Annotated in this window: 12 protein-coding genes and 1 pseudogene; 1 reads left to right on the forward strand and 12 read right to left on the reverse strand. The window is 64.2% G+C overall.

The genetic code is table 11. The annotated features are described in order from the left end of the window. Positions 1-85: 85 nt before the first annotated feature. The 12 genes and pseudogenes from DTA15_RS00470 to DTA15_RS00525 all read right to left on the reverse strand — a co-directional run bounded on the left by DTA15_RS00470 (position 86) and on the right by DTA15_RS00525 (position 15224). Positions 86-1720 carry an ABC transporter ATP-binding protein gene (locus DTA15_RS00470; RefSeq protein WP_006491093.1) on the reverse strand — a complete coding sequence of 545 codons (1635 nt, stop codon included), beginning with the start codon at positions 1718-1720 and terminating at the stop codon, positions 86-88. Continuing rightward, positions 1720-2823: an ABC transporter permease gene (locus tag DTA15_RS00475; RefSeq protein ID WP_006491079.1), complete on the reverse strand. Its 1104-nt coding sequence runs from the start codon at positions 2821-2823 to the stop codon at positions 1720-1722. Before DTA15_RS00475 ends, DTA15_RS00470 begins: the two co-directional genes overlap by 1 nt. Then, entirely contained in the window at positions 2777-3829 is a 1053-nt protein-coding gene (locus DTA15_RS00480) for a microcin C ABC transporter permease YejB (RefSeq protein WP_012492634.1), read from the reverse strand. Before DTA15_RS00480 ends, DTA15_RS00475 begins: the two co-directional genes overlap by 47 nt. Before the next feature lie 12 nt (positions 3830-3841). After that, positions 3842-5716: an extracellular solute-binding protein gene (locus DTA15_RS00485; RefSeq protein WP_012492635.1), complete on the reverse strand. Its 1875-nt coding sequence runs from the start codon at positions 5714-5716 to the stop codon at positions 3842-3844. A 240-nt stretch (positions 5717-5956) separates the two neighbouring features. Further along, positions 5957-8782: pseudogene (locus tag DTA15_RS00490) on the reverse strand (TonB-dependent receptor). Positions 8783-9133: 351 nt separating this feature from the next. Next, complete coding sequence (locus DTA15_RS00495; RefSeq protein WP_006491080.1) at positions 9134-9709, reverse strand: helix-turn-helix domain-containing protein; 576 nt, start codon at positions 9707-9709, stop codon at positions 9134-9136. Between the two features lie 302 nt (positions 9710-10011). Further along, complete coding sequence (locus tag DTA15_RS00500) at positions 10012-11202, reverse strand: tetratricopeptide repeat protein (protein ID WP_012492636.1); 1191 nt, start codon at positions 11200-11202, stop codon at positions 10012-10014. Positions 11203-11217: 15 nt separating this feature from the next. Beyond that, positions 11218-11649 carry an ExbD/TolR family protein gene (locus DTA15_RS00505; protein WP_006491083.1) on the reverse strand — a complete coding sequence of 144 codons (432 nt, stop codon included), beginning with the start codon at positions 11647-11649 and terminating at the stop codon, positions 11218-11220. A 98-nt stretch (positions 11650-11747) separates the two neighbouring features. Beyond that, positions 11748-12170, reverse strand: a complete 423-nt coding sequence (locus tag DTA15_RS00510; RefSeq protein ID WP_006491085.1) for an ExbD/TolR family protein — start codon at positions 12168-12170, stop codon at positions 11748-11750. Between the two features lie 20 nt (positions 12171-12190). Then, positions 12191-13096, reverse strand: a complete 906-nt coding sequence (locus DTA15_RS00515; protein ID WP_006497223.1) for a MotA/TolQ/ExbB proton channel family protein — start codon at positions 13094-13096, stop codon at positions 12191-12193. Positions 13097-13182: 86 nt separating this feature from the next. After that, positions 13183-13884 (reverse strand): energy transducer TonB, encoded by a 702-nt coding sequence (locus DTA15_RS00520; RefSeq protein ID WP_006481523.1) that lies wholly within the window; start codon positions 13882-13884, stop codon positions 13183-13185. Between the two features lie 851 nt (positions 13885-14735). Then, positions 14736-15224, reverse strand: a complete 489-nt coding sequence (locus DTA15_RS00525; RefSeq protein WP_006475975.1) for an aminoacyl-tRNA deacylase — start codon at positions 15222-15224, stop codon at positions 14736-14738. Positions 15225-15681: 457 nt separating this feature from the next. Here DTA15_RS00525 and DTA15_RS00530 point away from each other — a divergent pair, with 457 nt between their 5' ends. Further along, positions 15682-15975 carry a YciI-like protein gene (locus DTA15_RS00530; protein WP_006481522.1) on the forward strand — a complete coding sequence of 98 codons (294 nt, stop codon included), beginning with the start codon at positions 15682-15684 and terminating at the stop codon, positions 15973-15975. The last annotated feature ends 3 nt before the right edge of the window (positions 15976-15978 follow it).

Raw genomic sequence — 15978 nt, forward strand, 5'->3', positions numbered from 1 at the left:
TTCGGCGCGGGACCGCGGAACGGCATCACCGTCGACGCCGCCGCACGGCGTGTGGGCGGCCTGGGCGTACTTCGCCCGGTTCACGTCAATCATCGGCTCTCTCTTGTGTGCCGCGCACCGGAGCCAGCATCGACGACGCGAGCAGCGCGCGTGTATACGGATGGGACGGCGCATGCAGCACGTCGAGCGTATCGCCCTCCTCGACCACCCGCCCCGCCTTCATCACCACGACCCGGTGGGCCATTGCACGCATCACCGCGAGATCGTGCGTGATGAACAGGTAGCTCAGCTTGTACTTCTTTTGCAGATTCGTCAGCAGATTCAGCACCTGCTTCTGGATCGACACGTCGAGCGCGCTCGTCGGCTCGTCCAGTACCAGCAGCTCCGGCTCCACCGCCAGCGCGCGCGCGATCGCGATGCGCTGGCGCTGGCCGCCGGAAAATTCGTGCGGATAGCGAAGCATCGCTTCGGCCGGCAGGCCGACCTCCTGCAGCAGCGCGGCGACCCGCGCGCGCCGCGCGGCGCCGGCTACCTGCGGCCGGTGCACGGCGAGCCCCTCGCCGACGATCTGCTCGACCGTCATGCGCGGCGACAGCGAGCCGAACGGATCCTGGAACACGACCTGCATCCTGCCGTACAGCGCGCGCCTGCCGCCCGTCGTCCGCAGCGCGTCCAGCGGCATGCCGTCGATTTCGATCGAGCCCGCGGCCGGCCGCTGCAGGCCGAGCACCGTCGCCGCGAGCGTCGATTTCCCCGAGCCCGATTCGCCGACGATTCCCAGCGTTTCGCCGCGCCTCAGGTTCAACTTCACATCGTGCACGGCGCGGAACGTCGTCTTGCCGAGCACCGCGCGCCAGCCCTTCGCCGCGACGCGGTAATCGACGGCGAGGTCCTGCACGTCGAGAATCGTCTGCGCGCCGGCCGCGACCGGCTCGACGTCCCGCTGCGGGGCGCTGTCGAGCAGCCGGCGCGTATAGGCGTGCCGCGGCGCGGAGAACAGCGCGTCGGTCGTGTTCGTCTCCACGAGCACGCCCTGCTCCATCACGGCCACGCGCTGCGCAAAACGCCGCACGAGATTCAGGTCGTGCGTGATCAGCAGCACGGCCATCCCGCGCGCGGCGGCCTCCTGCTCCTGCAGTTCGATCAGCAGATCGACGATCTGCTGGCGCACCGTCACGTCGAGCGCCGTCGTCGGCTCGTCGGCCAGCAATAGCCTCGGCCGGCATGCCAGCGCCATCGCGATCATCGCGCGCTGCCGCTGCCCACCCGACAACTGATGCGGAAAGCTGTCGATGCGCCGTTCCGGCTCCGGAATCCCGGTGCGCCGCAGCAGCGCGATCCCCCGCTCCCGCGCATCGCCCGGCCGCAGCCCCTCGTGCAGCCGCAGGCTCTCGGCGATCTGCTTGCCGATCGTATACAGCGGATTCAGCGCCGTCATCGGTTCCTGGAACACCATCGCGATGTCGGCGCCGCGAATCCCGCGCATCTGCCGTTCGGTCTTCGCGAGCAGGTCCTCACCGTCGAACAGCATCCGTCCCGACAGCGTCGCCTGCTGCGCGAGGCGCAGGATCGACAGCGCCGTCACGCTCTTGCCCGACCCCGATTCGCCGACGAGCGCCACCCGCTCGCCGCGGCCGACCGACAGGCTCAGGTCCTGCACGGCCGCCTTCGTACCGAAGCGCGCCGAAAACCCGTCGATCTGAAGCAACGCATTCGCCATCATCGCTCCCCGCCGAATGCCGAGCCGCGCGAGCGCGTGTCGAGTGCGTTGCGCAGCGCGTCGCCCATGAAGGTCAGCAGCAGCAGCGTGATGACGAGCGCCGCGAACGCGGAGATCGAGATCCACCACGCGTCGAGGTAGTTCTTGCCTTCCTGCAGCAGTTCGCCGAGGCTCGGCGTTGGCGGCTGCACGCCGAGGCCAAGGAAGTCGAGGCTCGTCAGCGACAAGATCGCCGCGCTCATCCGGAACGGCAGGAACGTGATCACCGGCGTCAGGCTGTTCGGCAGCACGTGCCGCCACATGATCTGCCAGTTCGACAGCCCCATCGTGCGTGCGGCCTTCACGTAGTCGAGCGCGCGGTTGCGCAGGAACTCCGCGCGCACGTAATCAGACAGCACGAGCCAGCCGAACATCGACAGCAAGATGAACAGCAACCACAGCGAAGGCGTGAAGATCGATGCGAAGATGATCAACAGGTACAGGTCCGGCAACGCACTCCAGATCTCGATCAGGCGCTGCCCGATCAGGTCGGTGCGGCCGCCGTAGAAGCCCTGCAGCGCGCCGGTCAGCACGCCGACCAGCACCCCTGACACGGTCAGCGCGAACGCCATCAGCACCGACAGCCGGAACCCGTACAGCAGTCGCGCGAACACGTCCCGCCCGAACTGGTCGGTGCCGAGCCAGTTGCTCGCCGACGGCGGCGCGGGATACGGCCGCGATGCGAAATAGTCGATCGTGTCGTAGCGGTAGCGATTCGGCGGATAGATCGCGAAATTGCCGCTTGCCTCGATCTTCGCGCGAATGTACGGGTCGAGATAGTTGGTCTTCGCCGGAAAGTCGCCGCCGAACTCGGTCTCCGGATAGTCCTTCACAATCGGAAAGTAATAGTGCCCGTCGTAGCGCACGAGCAGCGGCCGATCGTTGGACAGACCGTCGGCACACAGGCTGAGCACGAACAGCGTCGCGAAGATCGCGAGGCTTGCATAGCCGAGCGGCTGCGCACGAAAGCGCTGCCACGTGCGCCGCCACGGCGACGGCGACGGCGCGCACGCTGGATCAGTGGTCCAGGCGGCTGAACTGGATACGGGGGTCGACGAGGACATAGCAGATATCCGCGATAAGCTTGGTCAGCAGACCGATCAGGGTGAACAGGAACAGCGAGCCGAGCACGACCGGATAGTCGCGGCGGATCACCGAGTCGTACGACAGTTGCCCCATCCCGTCGAGCGAGAACAGCGTCTCGATCAGCAGGTTGCCGTTCAGGAATGCCCCGACGAACGCGGCCGGCAACCCGGTGAGCAGCGGGATCGCCGCATTGCGCAGCACGTGCTTCCACAGCACGTCGCGCTCCAGCGCCCCTTTCGCGCGCGCGGTCAGCACGTATTGCCGGCCGATTTCGTCGAGGAACGTGTTCTTCGTCAGGATCGTGACGATCGCGAAATTGCCGATCACCGACGCGGTGACCGGCATCACCATGTGCCACAGATAGTCGAGCGTCTGGCCGATCAGCGTCAGGTCGTCGAAGTTGTCCGACGTGAGCCCGCGCATTGGGAATACCTGCCAGAACGTGCCGCCGCCGAACAGCATCAGCAGCAGCACGCCGAGCACGAAGCCCGGCACGGCGTAGCCGGTCAGCACCAGCACGCTCGTCACGGTGTCGAACCGCGAACCGTTGCGCACCGCCTTCGCGATGCCGAGCGGCACCGACACGAGATACGTGAGGATCACCGTCCAAAGCCCGAGCGTGATCGACACCGGCAGCTTCGAGCGGATTACCGCCCACACGCTGCGGTGCGCGAAGTAGGACTGGCCGAGGTCGAACGTCGCATAGCTTTTCAGCATCAGCACGTAGCGTTCGAGCGGCGGCTTGTCGAAGCCGAACTGCTTGCGGATCTGCTCGATCTGCTGCGGGTCGACACCCTGGCTGCCGTGGTAGCCGCCCCCACCTCCGCTCGCCTCCCCGCCGCGTGTGCTGCCGTGGCGCAATTGCGCGAGCACCTGCTCGACCGGGCCGCCCGGCACGAACTGCGTGACGGCGAACGTGATCGTCACGACGCCGATCAGCGTCGGGACCATCAACAGCAGGCGCCTGAGTATGTATGCCAGCATGGTTGTTCTCCGTCAGGCCGCCGGAGCGGGTTGGACCGCCGGCCGCTTCCCGTACCAGTAGTCGACGATCCAGTCCTCGTACTGATAGGAAGCCGGCACGACCGCCGGATGGCCGAGCGTCGTCTTGTACGCGATCCGCGCGTTCGGCATGTAGTACTGCGGGACCAGTACGTACAGGTTGATCAGCACGCGATCAAGGGCGTGCGTGGCCGTCTCGAGATCGTCGAGCGTATTCGCCGCGAGCGCCGCGCGGATCAGCGCATCGACGGCCTTCGACTTCACGCCCGGATAGTTCTCCGAGCCGGGCTGCGACGCGGCCTCGCTGCCGAAACGGCGTGTCAGCTCCGCGCCGGGGATCGTCACCGGCGGGTAGATATACGTCGTCATGTCGTACTCGAAATTGTCGAGCCGCTTCTGGTAGAGCGCACTGTCGATCTCGTGCAGGTACGCATGGATGCCGAGCGTCGCGAGCGCTTGCGTGTACGGCAGGATCAGGCGATCCATGCCGGGCTGGTCGTCGATGATCTCGATCGTCATCGGCGTGCCGTTCGCGTCGCGCAGCGCGCCGTCGCGATAGTGCCAGCCGGCCTGCGCGAGCAAGTCGCGCGCTTGCCTGAGGTTCGCGCGCAGCGAGCCCGGCGGCAGCGTCGACGGCTGCTTGACCATCGGCCCGAACACCTCCGGCGGCAGCGTCGAGCGGTACGGTTCGAGCAGCGCGAGCTCCTTCGCGCTCGGCATGCCGGACGCGGCGAACGGGCTCGCGTCCCAGAAGCTGTTGGTGCGGCGGTACTGCCCGTAGAACATCATCCGGCTCATCCAGTCGAAGTCGAACGCCAGCGCGAGCGCATGCCGCACGCGCACGTCCTGGAACATCGGTTTGCGCAGGTTCATCAGGAAGCCCTGCATCTGCGCGGGGCCGTCCGGGAATTCCCCCTTCTTCAGCATGCCGTTGCTGAAATTCTTGCCGACGTACTTGCGCGCCCACTGCGTCGAGCTGTACTCCATCCGCGCGTCGACATCGCCGGCCTTGAACGCCTCGAGCGCCGTGTACTGGTCGAGGTACAGCTTGAACGACACGCGCGCGAAACGGAACATCCCGCGCCGCGACGGCAGATTCGCGGCCCAGTAGTGCGGGTTGCGCACGTACGTGATCTGCTTGTCGTTCCTGCGCTGCTCGATCAGGTACGCGCCGCTCGCGATCGGCGGCTCGTTCGCGATCTGGTCGAACGCCGGCCGCGTACCGTCCGCGCGCTGCCCCCACTTCGGCGAGAACACCGGCAGGTCGCCTGCGATCAGCGCGGCGTCGCGCTCCGCGTGCTTGAATTCGAAGCGGATCGTGTGGCTGTCGACGACCACTGCGCGCTTGATGATCGAGAACTGCGCGTTGTAGAGCGGCGATACCTGCGGGCTCGTCAGCGTATCGAACGAATACTTGACGTCAGCCGCGGTGATTGCGTCGCCGTTCGAAAAGCGCGCGGCCGGATTGATGTGGAACGTGGCCGAGAGCCCGTCGGGCGCCACCTCGACGTCGTCGGCGATCAGCGCGTATTCGGACGCGAGTTCATCCCAGCTGCGCTGCATCAGCGTGTCGAACATCAGGTTCTTGATGTCCGGCGCGGGCGAGCCGCGGGTCAGAAACGGGTTCAGCGAGTCGTAGCTCTGTGCTTCGTCGTAGTTTTCGAAGTTGAGCGTGCCGTCATTCGGCGCGTCGGGATCGGCATAATCGAAATGCGTAAAATTGGCCAGGTACTTGGGCTGGTCGTATTGCGCGATCGCCGACACCGCGAGCGCCGCACGTGGCATGGCGCTACCCGACACGAGCAGCACGGCGCACGCGAACAGCGCCGCGCGCGGCACGCCTGCCCATCGCCATTTCAACAGTTTCATGGTCGGTCTGTCCGAAAGCGTGCGGGCGCGATGCCTGCCCGCGGTAGATTCCTGTGCAGGATGCCGGGTGCCACCTGCATCCCACTGGTTGTTCGTGCTGGAAACGATCCTGCAAACTGCATCGCCGCATGTCCCGGTTGAGGGCCGCCGTGGCGCCAGGCGAAAAAGGGCCGCTCCAAAAAATGGGGAGGTGGACGTGGAGCGGCCGGTCTAAAACCTGTCAGCGCATCGCAATCGCCATCAGAACTTGTAGGTCGCGCCCACCTGCGCGAATCGACCGACATACGTGTACAGCGACGTGTCGTAGCCCGTTTGGTAGCTCGCGTTCATATAAACCGGGTCGAACGGCGGCGCACGATTGAAGATGTTGTCGATGCCCGCGTAGATCGTCCAGTGCTTGAAGCCGGTGTAGCTGACCATCAGGTTGAACTGACTGTACGAAGCCACGCTGTCCTGCATGTTCGGATATTGGCCCGGCGACAGGATGGCCTGGCTGTACGGCCCCGTGAACATCCACGTCAACGTCGCGTTCCATTGGTTGTGGTAGTTCCAGTTCAGACTCGTGTTGCCCTTCCAGCGCGGGAAACTGCCGCCGAACGGCTCGTTCAGCGACCCGTTGTTGCCCGCGAAGTCGGTCGACTCTCCGCCCACCGGCATCTTGAAGTGCTACACGTAGGCCCAGTCACCCGACAGCGTGAAAGTGCCGATCTTGGTCGACACCGATTGGCGGAAGGTGGTCTCGAAGCCATCCGTATCGAGCGACGAGAGGTTCATATATGGCAGCAGCACATATGCGATCGTGCCGTTCGGGTTACGGATCACCTTCGACGGATCATTCTGGTCGATCACCGTCTGGATGTCTTCCGTGCCAATCACGTTGTCGATGTGGATCTTGTACCAGTCGAAGCCGAAATCGGTATTGCGGGTGGGCGACAGCTGGAAGCCGATGTTGTAGTTCTTGGTCCGCTCCGGCTGCAGCTTGCTGTTACCGGTCTGCACTTCCTCAACGAGGTTGTATGCGTTCGGGTTGTTAGGATCGTTCGAATCGACCGCGCCCTGCGCGCCGTAGGTCCTCGACGAGGTATTTTCGATCAGCGTCGGTGCGCGGAAGCCACGGTTGTACGAACCGTACATCGTCAGCTCGCGGATCGGCTGGAAGCGCAACGCGAAGCGCGGCGAGAACGCTCCGCCGAAGTCACTGTAGTGGTCGTAGCGCCCCGACTGGCTGAACGTCAAGTTCTTCAGGATAGGAATGTCGATCTGGTAGTAGACCGCCGCGACGTTGCGCTCGCCGTTGACCGATTGCAGCGACGGCTGGATGAGCGTGCCGTTCGCGTAGTCCGCGCCCGTACCGATGTACTGGCTCTGGTGCGTGAATTGCGTACCGAGACCCAGGCCGACGTTGCCCGTGGGCAACGTAAACAGGTTCGGCGTAGACAGCGTCGCGTCGACAGCGTCGAGCTTCGTGATGGCCTGTGTCGACGTGCTTCCGTACAACCCGTTCAACCCGTTCGGGGTCGACGATGGATCGGCGAAGTTGAACACGCCGTTCTGGACAATATTTTCCAGTGCGGCCGCGTTGATCAGGTTCGAATAATTGTTCGAAACCGTGTTCTGCGAATGCGTGTAGGACGCTGTCCAATCCCAATCACCCACGCGTGGCGTGCTGAACGAGCCTTTCACACCCGTCGCGGCACGCCAGAAGTTGGAGCTCGTATGCACGGCCTGCGTGGCCGGGAATGCGTAGACCAGCTTGGCCGGCACGCCAAACGGGTTATACGGGTTGCTGCCCGGCACCAGGTTCGAAATCGGGGTGAGACCGCCCGTCGCCGGATCATAGGTCTGCGTGCTGTTGCCGAGGCGGCCGACGAAGTTGTTCGTGACCGTCGTATTGTTGCTTTCCCAGAGATCGGCGAACGCCTGCATCGCGTCGGTGATCTTGAAGTCGGCATGCACCTTCGCGCTCAGGCGTTCAGTCCACGGCGACAGCGACGATGCGTACGCGGTGTTGTTTGCGCAGACCGTGCCGGGACCGTTGACCTGCGCAACCGAGGTGCCCGGCACGGCCTGGCCTCCGTTCGGACACGGGCTCAGCGGCACCTTCGCGCCGGTGGCCGGATTGCGCCAGTACGATACGCTCTGGTTCGACAGGCCGCCCGGGAAATTGGAGAAGTTCTGGTTCTGCGTCGTGTCGCGATCGGCGATCGAGATGCCGTTCGACTTGTAGTAGCTAAGCGCGGCGGTCACGTTGAAACGGTCGGCGTTCAGGTCGCCGAAGCCGCCCAGGATGCTGAACTTCGTCGTGCCCTGGCCGCCTTCGCCGTTCGTCGCACCACCGTAGCTGCCCCCCAATTCGAGACCCTGAAAATTTTTCTTCGTGATGATGTTCACCACGCCCGCGATTGCGTCGGAACCATACTGAGACACCGCGCCTGTCTTGACAATTTCGATACGGTCGATGATGTTGAGCGGCAGCGTGTTCAGGTCGAAGAACTGATCGCTGCCATTCACTGCGAACGCATACGGCGACACCCGCATGCCGTCGATCAGCACCAGCGTGTATTTCTCGCTAAGACCGCGCAGCGCGATACCTGCGCCGCCCGGTGCGAAGCTGTTCGTCGAACCTTCGCTCCAGCTACTTGCCGAGTTCGCCGAGGTGCTGCGCAGGTAGTCAGCGACGCTGGTCTGACCGCTGTTCTCGATGTCCTTGCTCGTGACGGTCTGAACCTGGTTGAAGCCCACCTTGTCGGCCTGCCGGATCAGCGAACCCGTCACTTCGAACCGCTTGATCTGCGTGACCTTGCCCTGTCCGTTGGCGCCGGGCGCGGCAGGCGTCGCCTCGGCTGCCGCACCGGATGCCGAGGCACCCGTGGCAGCGACAGCGCGCGCCGCACCGTCCGCCTGTGCAACGGTCATCGGGGCGCCGTTCGCGACCGCATCCGCAATCGATGTGGCGCCCGGCGCCGGCTGGCTCTGGGCGAACGCCGGCGGCACCAGCGCGGCCGTCAGCGCCAGTTCCGCCCAGACCATCCTCTTGATGGCCAACGCCAAAACTCTCTGCTTCATCTTCTTCCCTCTCGCTCGTAGTAAGACCCCGTCTGCTGCGCGCCGGTACCTTGTGAATTCCTTGCGTGTCCTGGGTTCCCGTGTAACGGAACCCGCGATAGCCACTCTTCCGACTGCCATGACTCGAACGGATCGGCCTCGGGTCACCCGTGCCACTCGGCATCACCGTCTTTCCATATTTAATTCGTCATACTTACTACATGTAATGAACGCACTTTCTGCTGCTTCCGATTCGATGGATGACGAGTCCAGCCCTGCGGCAACGAAACTGTTCGCGCGACGTACTATGTGCTGCCGTCCATCGGCCGGGTAATTCTCTGGCATCGCGGCGTGCGGTATCTGCCGCCTCCGCTAGAACAGCCTCGGCGTGCCGACCCAGACGATCACCGCCTCTTCATCGGCCGTGTTGTGCCATGCATGCGGCGTCGTCGATTCGTAGTGCGCGGTATCGCCCTCGTTCAGCGTGAACGTGCAATCCTCGAGCGTCAGTGCGACTTGCCCGCGCATCACATAAACGAACTCCTCGCCCGCGTGTGTCGTTATCTCGGACGGCGACTGCCCCGTCGGCATCCTGACGAGAATCGCGTCGAGCTTGCGACCATCCACCAGGTTCGTCAGCCTGGCGAACAGGCTGGCCGAGTTCGCGAACTGGAAGTACTGCATCGCGTTCCTGCGGCACACCGAACGCGCTTCCGTCGGCGTGTCGATGAAGTACTGCATCGTCACGCCCAGCGCTTGCGCGATCCGGACCAGTGACGTGATCGACGGCGTCGCGCGCCCACGCTCTACCTGAGACAGGAACGGCTTCGAAATGCCCGCGATCCCGGCCGTCTCGTCAAGCGTGAGCTTCAGGCGCTGGCGCAGCGCCCGGATCTTGTTGCCTAGCGATACGGCGACCAGAACCGACTCATCAGGGGGCACAGTCATGGAAGTGCGGAGCCTCGCAGTCGAAACCGGTTTGATGTCGGCGATCCTTGGCCGATGCGATGACGCGACCGGCACGACGTGATACCCGGCCGCGCACTGCCGCTGCGTGCAGCCGGCGCGCGGTGCGGCTCGGTGCCGCCGCCCCATGGCCGGACGACCTTTGCATATTTCATTCGGTTTACTAATTAACAAAATTGCCCCTCTTTCTCTTCATGCCTGACCGTCAAGCACTTGTATTTCCGCCGCGTCACGCTGCTTGTCGATCGCGTGCGCGTCACACGCCGTCGCGCTCTTGCGTTGCGCTACCGCGACGCGACGACCATCCAGAGCTTCGCCAGATCCCCCGATCCGTCGGCGCCTTTCACCGTCCGCAGCACCTGGACCGCATGCGCCTTCTGGCCCGCCACGTAGTACGCCTCGCCGAGCCGCAGCTGCGCCACATCGGGATGCTCGAGCCCGCCCTTCGCGATCACCTGCTCCATCATCGACAGTCCCTGCGCCGCGTGGCCCGCGAACACCAGATTCATGCCGGCGTCGATCGGCGCCACCGGATCGGCAGCGTCCGCGCCCGACTGCGCGCGCTTGTCGGCCAGCGCCCGCAGTCGTTTCTCTCGGTCCGCCTGCGCATCCTTGCCCAGCACGCCGGACGCGAACCCCTGGTCGATTACCTGCCTGCCTTCGGCCGGCGTGCCCGCCACCAGCGCGAGCTGCGTCATCTCCATATAGGCGTCGGCCGTCGTCAGCGCGCCCGTCGCCCTGCGCAACCGGTAGATGTCGAGGTCGAGCGACGACAGGTAACCGGGACTGCCGCGAATCGCCGAGACCATTTCCTCCCAGTACGCGGGGCTCGGGTGATAAGCCACCAGCATGGCGAGCGCGCTGCGATAGGCGCGGGCATCCTTGCTCTTTTGCGCGCAGGTCGCCAGCATCTGCAACCGCCCTTCGTCCGGTGCGCGGCCGGCCTTCACCTGTGCGTCCGCGCTTGCCTTCAACTGGCTCACGACCTGGCCGCAATCGTTCGACAGGTAATACGACTGCGTAAGCAGCGTGCGCATTTCCGGGTCCGTGCCGCCCGCCTTCAGGTAGCGCTGCGCGACGCGGATCGCCTGCGGATAGTTCTTCTGCTGGAAGTAGATTCCCGCGAGCGCCGCCGTCGTCCGCTGCTCGTCCTCGCCCGACAGGCGCCCCGAGTTCAGGACGGTTTCGTAGGCCTGCGCGGCCACGCCGGTATCGCCGGCCGCCATCGCCGCCGCGCCGCGCGTCGCCTCCACCATGTAGGTTTCATACGGCGTGCGATTGGGCACGGCGGCCGCCTGCGCGATCTTGCCGAGCGCGTCGCGATACTTGTGGGCGCGATACAGGTCCTGCGCCGCCGCCAGCGGCTTCGCCACATCGGGCCGCAACGCGTCGGCCGCCCACGCCGGTCGGCCGAGCGCGCAGGCCGCACCGAGCGCCGTCAGCGCCACCATCCGTTTCCATCGTCGCTGGTTCATCGGTTGGTCTGCCCGTCATTGCATGAACTGCTCGTTGCCGACCAGGCCGATCTTCGTCGCGCCCACGCGCTGCGCGGACGCCAGGACGGCGGCCACGTCCTTGTACGGCGCCAGCTTGTTCGGCCGCAGATGGATCTCCGCCTGCACGGGCTCGTGCGCGACTTCCGTCAGCTTCGCCTCGAGTGCCGCGCGATCCGGCACCGGAGCGCCGTCCCACGTCGTCGTGCCGTCGAAGTCGATATCGATCTGCACGACTTCCGGCGGTGCGGTGGGTGGCGGCGGGTTCCCCACCGGCAGGTCCATCTTCACCGAATGCATCTGGATCGGGATCGTGATGATCAGCATGATCAGCAGCACCAGCATCACGTCGATCAGCGGCGTGGTGTTGATGTCGACCATCACGTCCGGCTCGCTGCTGCTCCCGCCCGAAGGCACGTTCATTCCCATCATCTGCTCCTGTCGATCTGAGTTAGCGCTTTAGTGCTTACTCAGATCCCTGCTCCACCATCAATCAGAACCGGCGCGTGTGCCGCTCCCATGCGCCGCTAACCACCACGCACCGGCGGTTCCGTGATGAACGACACCTTCGCGATACCCGCCCGCTCGCACATCGTGATGACCCGGCCGATGAACTCGTAGCGCGTGTTCTGGTCGCCCCGCACGTGCACGCTCGGCTGTGGCTTCTGCTGCGACACACCTTTCAGCTTCGCGAGCAACGTCGATGCGTCCACCAATTGCTCACCCCAGAAGAAATCGCCGTCGCGGTTCACCGCGATCTCGACGCTCTTTGGCGTGGTCTGCAGCGGCTGCACGACCTCCTTCGGCAACTGCAGCTGGATCGTGTGCGTGACGACCGGAATCGTGATCAGGAAGATGATCAGCAACACCAGCATCACGTCGACGAGCGGCGTCGTGTTGATGTTCGCGATCACCTCGTCGCTTTCGTCCTGTCCGACGTTCATGCCCATCGCGCGCCTCCGTCAGCCGGTCAGTTCACGAGCGACGCGGCGGGCGACGGCACGCGAGCGGGACGCTTGCTGCCGGCCAGCAGCACGGTATGCAGCTGGGCGCCGAAGTTGCGGACCCGCTCCATCACCGACTTGTTGCGCCGGACCAGGAAGTTGTAGCCGAGTACGGCCGGCACCGCGACCGCCAGGCCGATCGCCGTCATGATGAGCGCCTCGCCCACCGGGCCCGCGACCTTGTCGATCGACGCCTGGCCCGCGATCCCGATCGCCGTCAGCGCGTGATAGATCCCCCAGACCGTGCCGAACAGCCCGACGAACGGCGCGGTCGAGCCGACCGTCGCGAGGAACGCGAGCCCGTCCTGCATGCGGTTCGACACGTTCGTGATCGAGCGCTCGACGGACACGTCGATCCACGTGTTGCGGTCCACGGCTTCGAGCAGCGCCTCGTCGTGATGCTCGCCCGCCTCGATCGCCGTTTCTGCGATGAAGCGGAACGGCGACGCCTCGTCGAGCAGCTTCGCGCCCTCGGCCAGCGACGGCGCGCTCCAGAGCTGCGCGTCGGCGAGTTTCGCACGGCGGTTCGCGCGCAACTGTTCGACGAACTTCGTGATCATGATGTACCAGCTGCCCATCGACATGATCACGAGCAGGATCAGCACGAAGCGCGCGACGAAGTCGCCGTTCTTCCAGAGCGCGCCGAGCCCATACGGATTCTCGACCGCTTCGGTCGTGGCCGGCGCCGGCGGTGGGGCCGGCTCGGCGGCAGCGGGCGCCTGCGTCGGCGCCGCGGCCGGCGTCGACGCGTCGGATGTCGCCGCGGTTCCGCTTGCTTGCGCGTAAGTGAGTTGCGGTGCAACGAGCCCGTCGATTGCGGCGACGGACATCAACAGGCTTGCCGCCAGCGCGGCCAGAGAACGCTTCGTCATACCCCACTCCAATTCTTTCGTTGAACTTACTATTTAGGTTCAAGCCGGTTTTCACCGGTCCGGCTCCCGCCGGACCGCCCACTGCATCAATTCAGGTTGAACGAGAACGGCACCTGCACCCGTACCGCCTGGCCTTGCGCCACGCATTTGAACCGCTTCACGGTGTTGTAGGCCGCACGATCGAGCACGGGGTCGGCCGACTGGGCCACGCGTTCGTTCGTGATGTTTCCTTCCGCATCCACGACGAACTCGATCGTCACGTCACCCGTGATGTTGTTTTCCTGCGCTTCCTTCGGGTACTGCATCGACGCGCGCATCGAGTCCGAATTCGGGCAGACGACACCCACTTCGTGACTGACCGGCTTGGCCGGCGCGGGCGGGGCGACGACCGGCGCCTGTACGGCCGGCGCGGACGGCACCGGTGCCGACTGGTGCGTGATGGTCGCCTGCTGCGGCGGTGCCTGCACCGGCACTTCGGGCGGCGGCACGAACGGCGGCGGCGGCGGCGCGAACTTCGGCGGCGGAAGCTTGACGACCGGCATCGGCGGGGGCGGCGGCGGCTTCACCGGCTCGATGATGCGGGTTTCGATCGGATGCTGGATCACCTGCACGACTTTGGTCGCGAGGCCATTGAGCAATGCGTAGATCAGCACTGCATGCAACAGGAGGACGACTGCGATGCCGCCGAAACGGCGCACCGGATTCTGCTGCTTCTTGCCGAATTCCCGCGGACGGCCCAGCGTGGCCAGTCCGCTGTTCGAAGCAACCAGATGCTCTTCGACTTTCATGCCCACTATCCTTCCCCCAAGCGAATCGCCCAGTTTCGCGATGATGGCCGGCTCCGGAACCGGGTCGGTTCCGTCTCCGTCTCACCCCGAAATTTCATTTTTAATTCAATTGGCAATCCGAATTGAAAACATCGACTTCGGATACCGATTTATTCAATTTCAAGGAATCGTTTCAACCGCAACGGGATAGCCGCCCTATCCGGCGTCCATCCGCACCAGCGTGGTCAGGCAATTGCCAGTCGCGTCGACACAGGCACATTTCTCGTATGACGATTGGATCTTCGTTACACGCTGATGTCAGCCAGGCCGTTCGTCTTGGGTGCAGAAGATAGCAAGGAAAAAATCCGGGCGTCAAACTTTATTTGATACTTGAATACAAAGTTTGGAGGCCTCACTCGAATAACGAGTTAGTAAACTTCGCCAATCATTTCCCATTAATTCAGTAATTTTTTTGTATGGTTATCGCACTAATTCAGTGCTTATCCAAAATAATCACCAATTTAGTGCCAGCACACCGAATCGGTGCACTCCGGAATGAGCAATGCCGGATGCGCTTCATTGTCCGATGCATGAATTGAAGCCGATTGACCGTTTTCATGCAGGCGGGTCCTGTTCAGGCGGCATCCGTACGGTCGATCTTCGTTACTTTTAATAGGATTGCAAATCAATATATGGAAACATTCGCTAACTATTCAATTCTCACGATGATCTGCACAACGAACGTATCATCCGGCGACGGATAAAGCTGGGGGCACGGGAGCCCGCCCCTCTTCACGCACGGGCATCGCCACCTCACCGAGCCCGGTGGGAAAATGCCCGCGCATGCTTCATCGACACACGACCCGCATCGCTCAGGACAACATCATCCCCTGCATCCGGTGCGAGAAATGCGCGCGCTCGGCCGTCTCCATCAGCATCAGGAATTCGTCCTGCATCATGTGAATCAGCGCTTGATGGTCGCCGGCCTCGAAATAGACTTCCGGCTGCTGCGCGAGGTGTTCCTCGAGAAACGTCTTCATCCCGTACGCCATGCAGACCGGCGGCAGCGCGCCCATGTCGCAATCCTTGAACAATTCGCGCAACTCGACCTCCCGGGCGAGCACGAGATGGCGCCCCGTCTTCACCCAGAGATCCGACAGGCGCACGGCGTGCGTCGTCGGCAATACAGCCGCGACGTAGCCTTCGGCGTCCTCGAGAAGCACGGTTTTCGCGAGGCGATCGCCGGGAATATGCGCGGCGGCGGCCGTCTCCATGCTCGTATGACTATAGGGGTGGTACACGACTTCGTACCGCGATGACTTCTGGCGCAGGCAATCCTGCAGGGTGGCTGAGACCGGCATGGCGCACCTCGTCTGGGCGAATCGGACGAAAAGGGCGAACGGCGTTCGCTCCCGGTTCGTTCAGCATAGGTCGCATTCCGGGCCAATGGAAATGCCCTCGTGCAGCGCCCGCCCACATGGCCCGGCTCGCTTTCAAGGCCTTCGTCCGCCCTCGCCGGCATGCGGAATCCGGCCCCGGAATACGCTTGGCCGACCCTCATTTCTGCAGGCAGATTTCAGGCAGTGCGAAGGAAAAATGCGGTCGTGCCCGCCAATTTGCCCAGGTTGAGAAACTTGACCGTTAGTTGCGTTTTAAGAAGGACATCGGGATACCGCCCGGAATGCGTCGTTCAAAAAACGAACCCGCGAATGCCCGTCGTCACAACCGGCAAACCCACGCCGCCCACGGCTTTCCCGCTGCCCTATACTGATCCCGCCGCTCACCCTCCCGCGGCAGAAACCGACTCCTGGAGCGATCATGCATTACCAGTTGATCTACGAACTCGTCGACGATTACCTGTCGCGGCGCGAACCGTTCCGCGCCCAGCATCTCGCGCTCGCGCAAGCGGCGACCGAGCGCGGCGAACTGGTGCTCGCCGGTGCGCTGGCGGACCCGGCCGACCAGGCCGTGCTCGTGTTCGAAGGCGATTCGCCGGAAGCGGCCGAATCGTTCGCGCGCGCCGATCCGTACGTGCAGAACGGCCTCGTGAAATCGTGGCGCGTGCGGCCGTGGCGCGTCGTGATCGGCAAGCACGCGCCGCGTCCGGCCTGAAGC

The sequence above is a fragment of the Burkholderia cenocepacia genome (assembly GCF_900446215.1).
Lineage (GTDB): Bacteria > Pseudomonadota > Gammaproteobacteria > Burkholderiales > Burkholderiaceae > Burkholderia > Burkholderia cenocepacia.

Excerpts from the sequence above, each read along its gene's own strand:
- DTA15_RS00485 (WP_012492635.1), bottom strand. The coding sequence starts at position 5,716 with ATGAAACTGTTGAAATGGCGATGGGCAGGCGTGCCGCGCGCGGCGCTG.
- DTA15_RS00515 (WP_006497223.1), bottom strand. The coding sequence starts at position 13,096 with ATGACGAAGCGTTCTCTGGCCGCGCTGGCGGCAAGCCTGTTGATGTCC.
- DTA15_RS00505 (WP_006491083.1), bottom strand. The coding sequence starts at position 11,649 with ATGGGAATGAACGTGCCTTCGGGCGGGAGCAGCAGCGAGCCGGACGTG.
- DTA15_RS00480 (WP_012492634.1), bottom strand. The coding sequence starts at position 3,829 with ATGCTGGCATACATACTCAGGCGCCTGCTGTTGATGGTCCCGACGCTG.
- DTA15_RS00520 (WP_006481523.1), bottom strand. The coding sequence starts at position 13,884 with ATGAAAGTCGAAGAGCATCTGGTTGCTTCGAACAGCGGACTGGCCACG.
- DTA15_RS00475 (WP_006491079.1), bottom strand. The coding sequence starts at position 2,823 with ATGTCCTCGTCGACCCCCGTATCCAGTTCAGCCGCCTGGACCACTGAT.
- DTA15_RS00495 (WP_006491080.1), bottom strand. The coding sequence starts at position 9,709 with ATGACTGTGCCCCCTGATGAGTCGGTTCTGGTCGCCGTATCGCTAGGC.
- DTA15_RS00500 (WP_012492636.1), bottom strand. The coding sequence starts at position 11,202 with ATGAACCAGCGACGATGGAAACGGATGGTGGCGCTGACGGCGCTCGGT.
- DTA15_RS00525 (WP_006475975.1), bottom strand. The coding sequence starts at position 15,224 with ATGCCGGTCTCAGCCACCCTGCAGGATTGCCTGCGCCAGAAGTCATCG.
- DTA15_RS00510 (WP_006491085.1), bottom strand. The coding sequence starts at position 12,170 with ATGGGCATGAACGTCGGACAGGACGAAAGCGACGAGGTGATCGCGAAC.
- DTA15_RS00470 (WP_006491093.1), bottom strand. The coding sequence starts at position 1,720 with ATGGCGAATGCGTTGCTTCAGATCGACGGGTTTTCGGCGCGCTTCGGT.
- DTA15_RS00530 (WP_006481522.1), top strand. The coding sequence starts at position 15,682 with ATGCATTACCAGTTGATCTACGAACTCGTCGACGATTACCTGTCGCGG.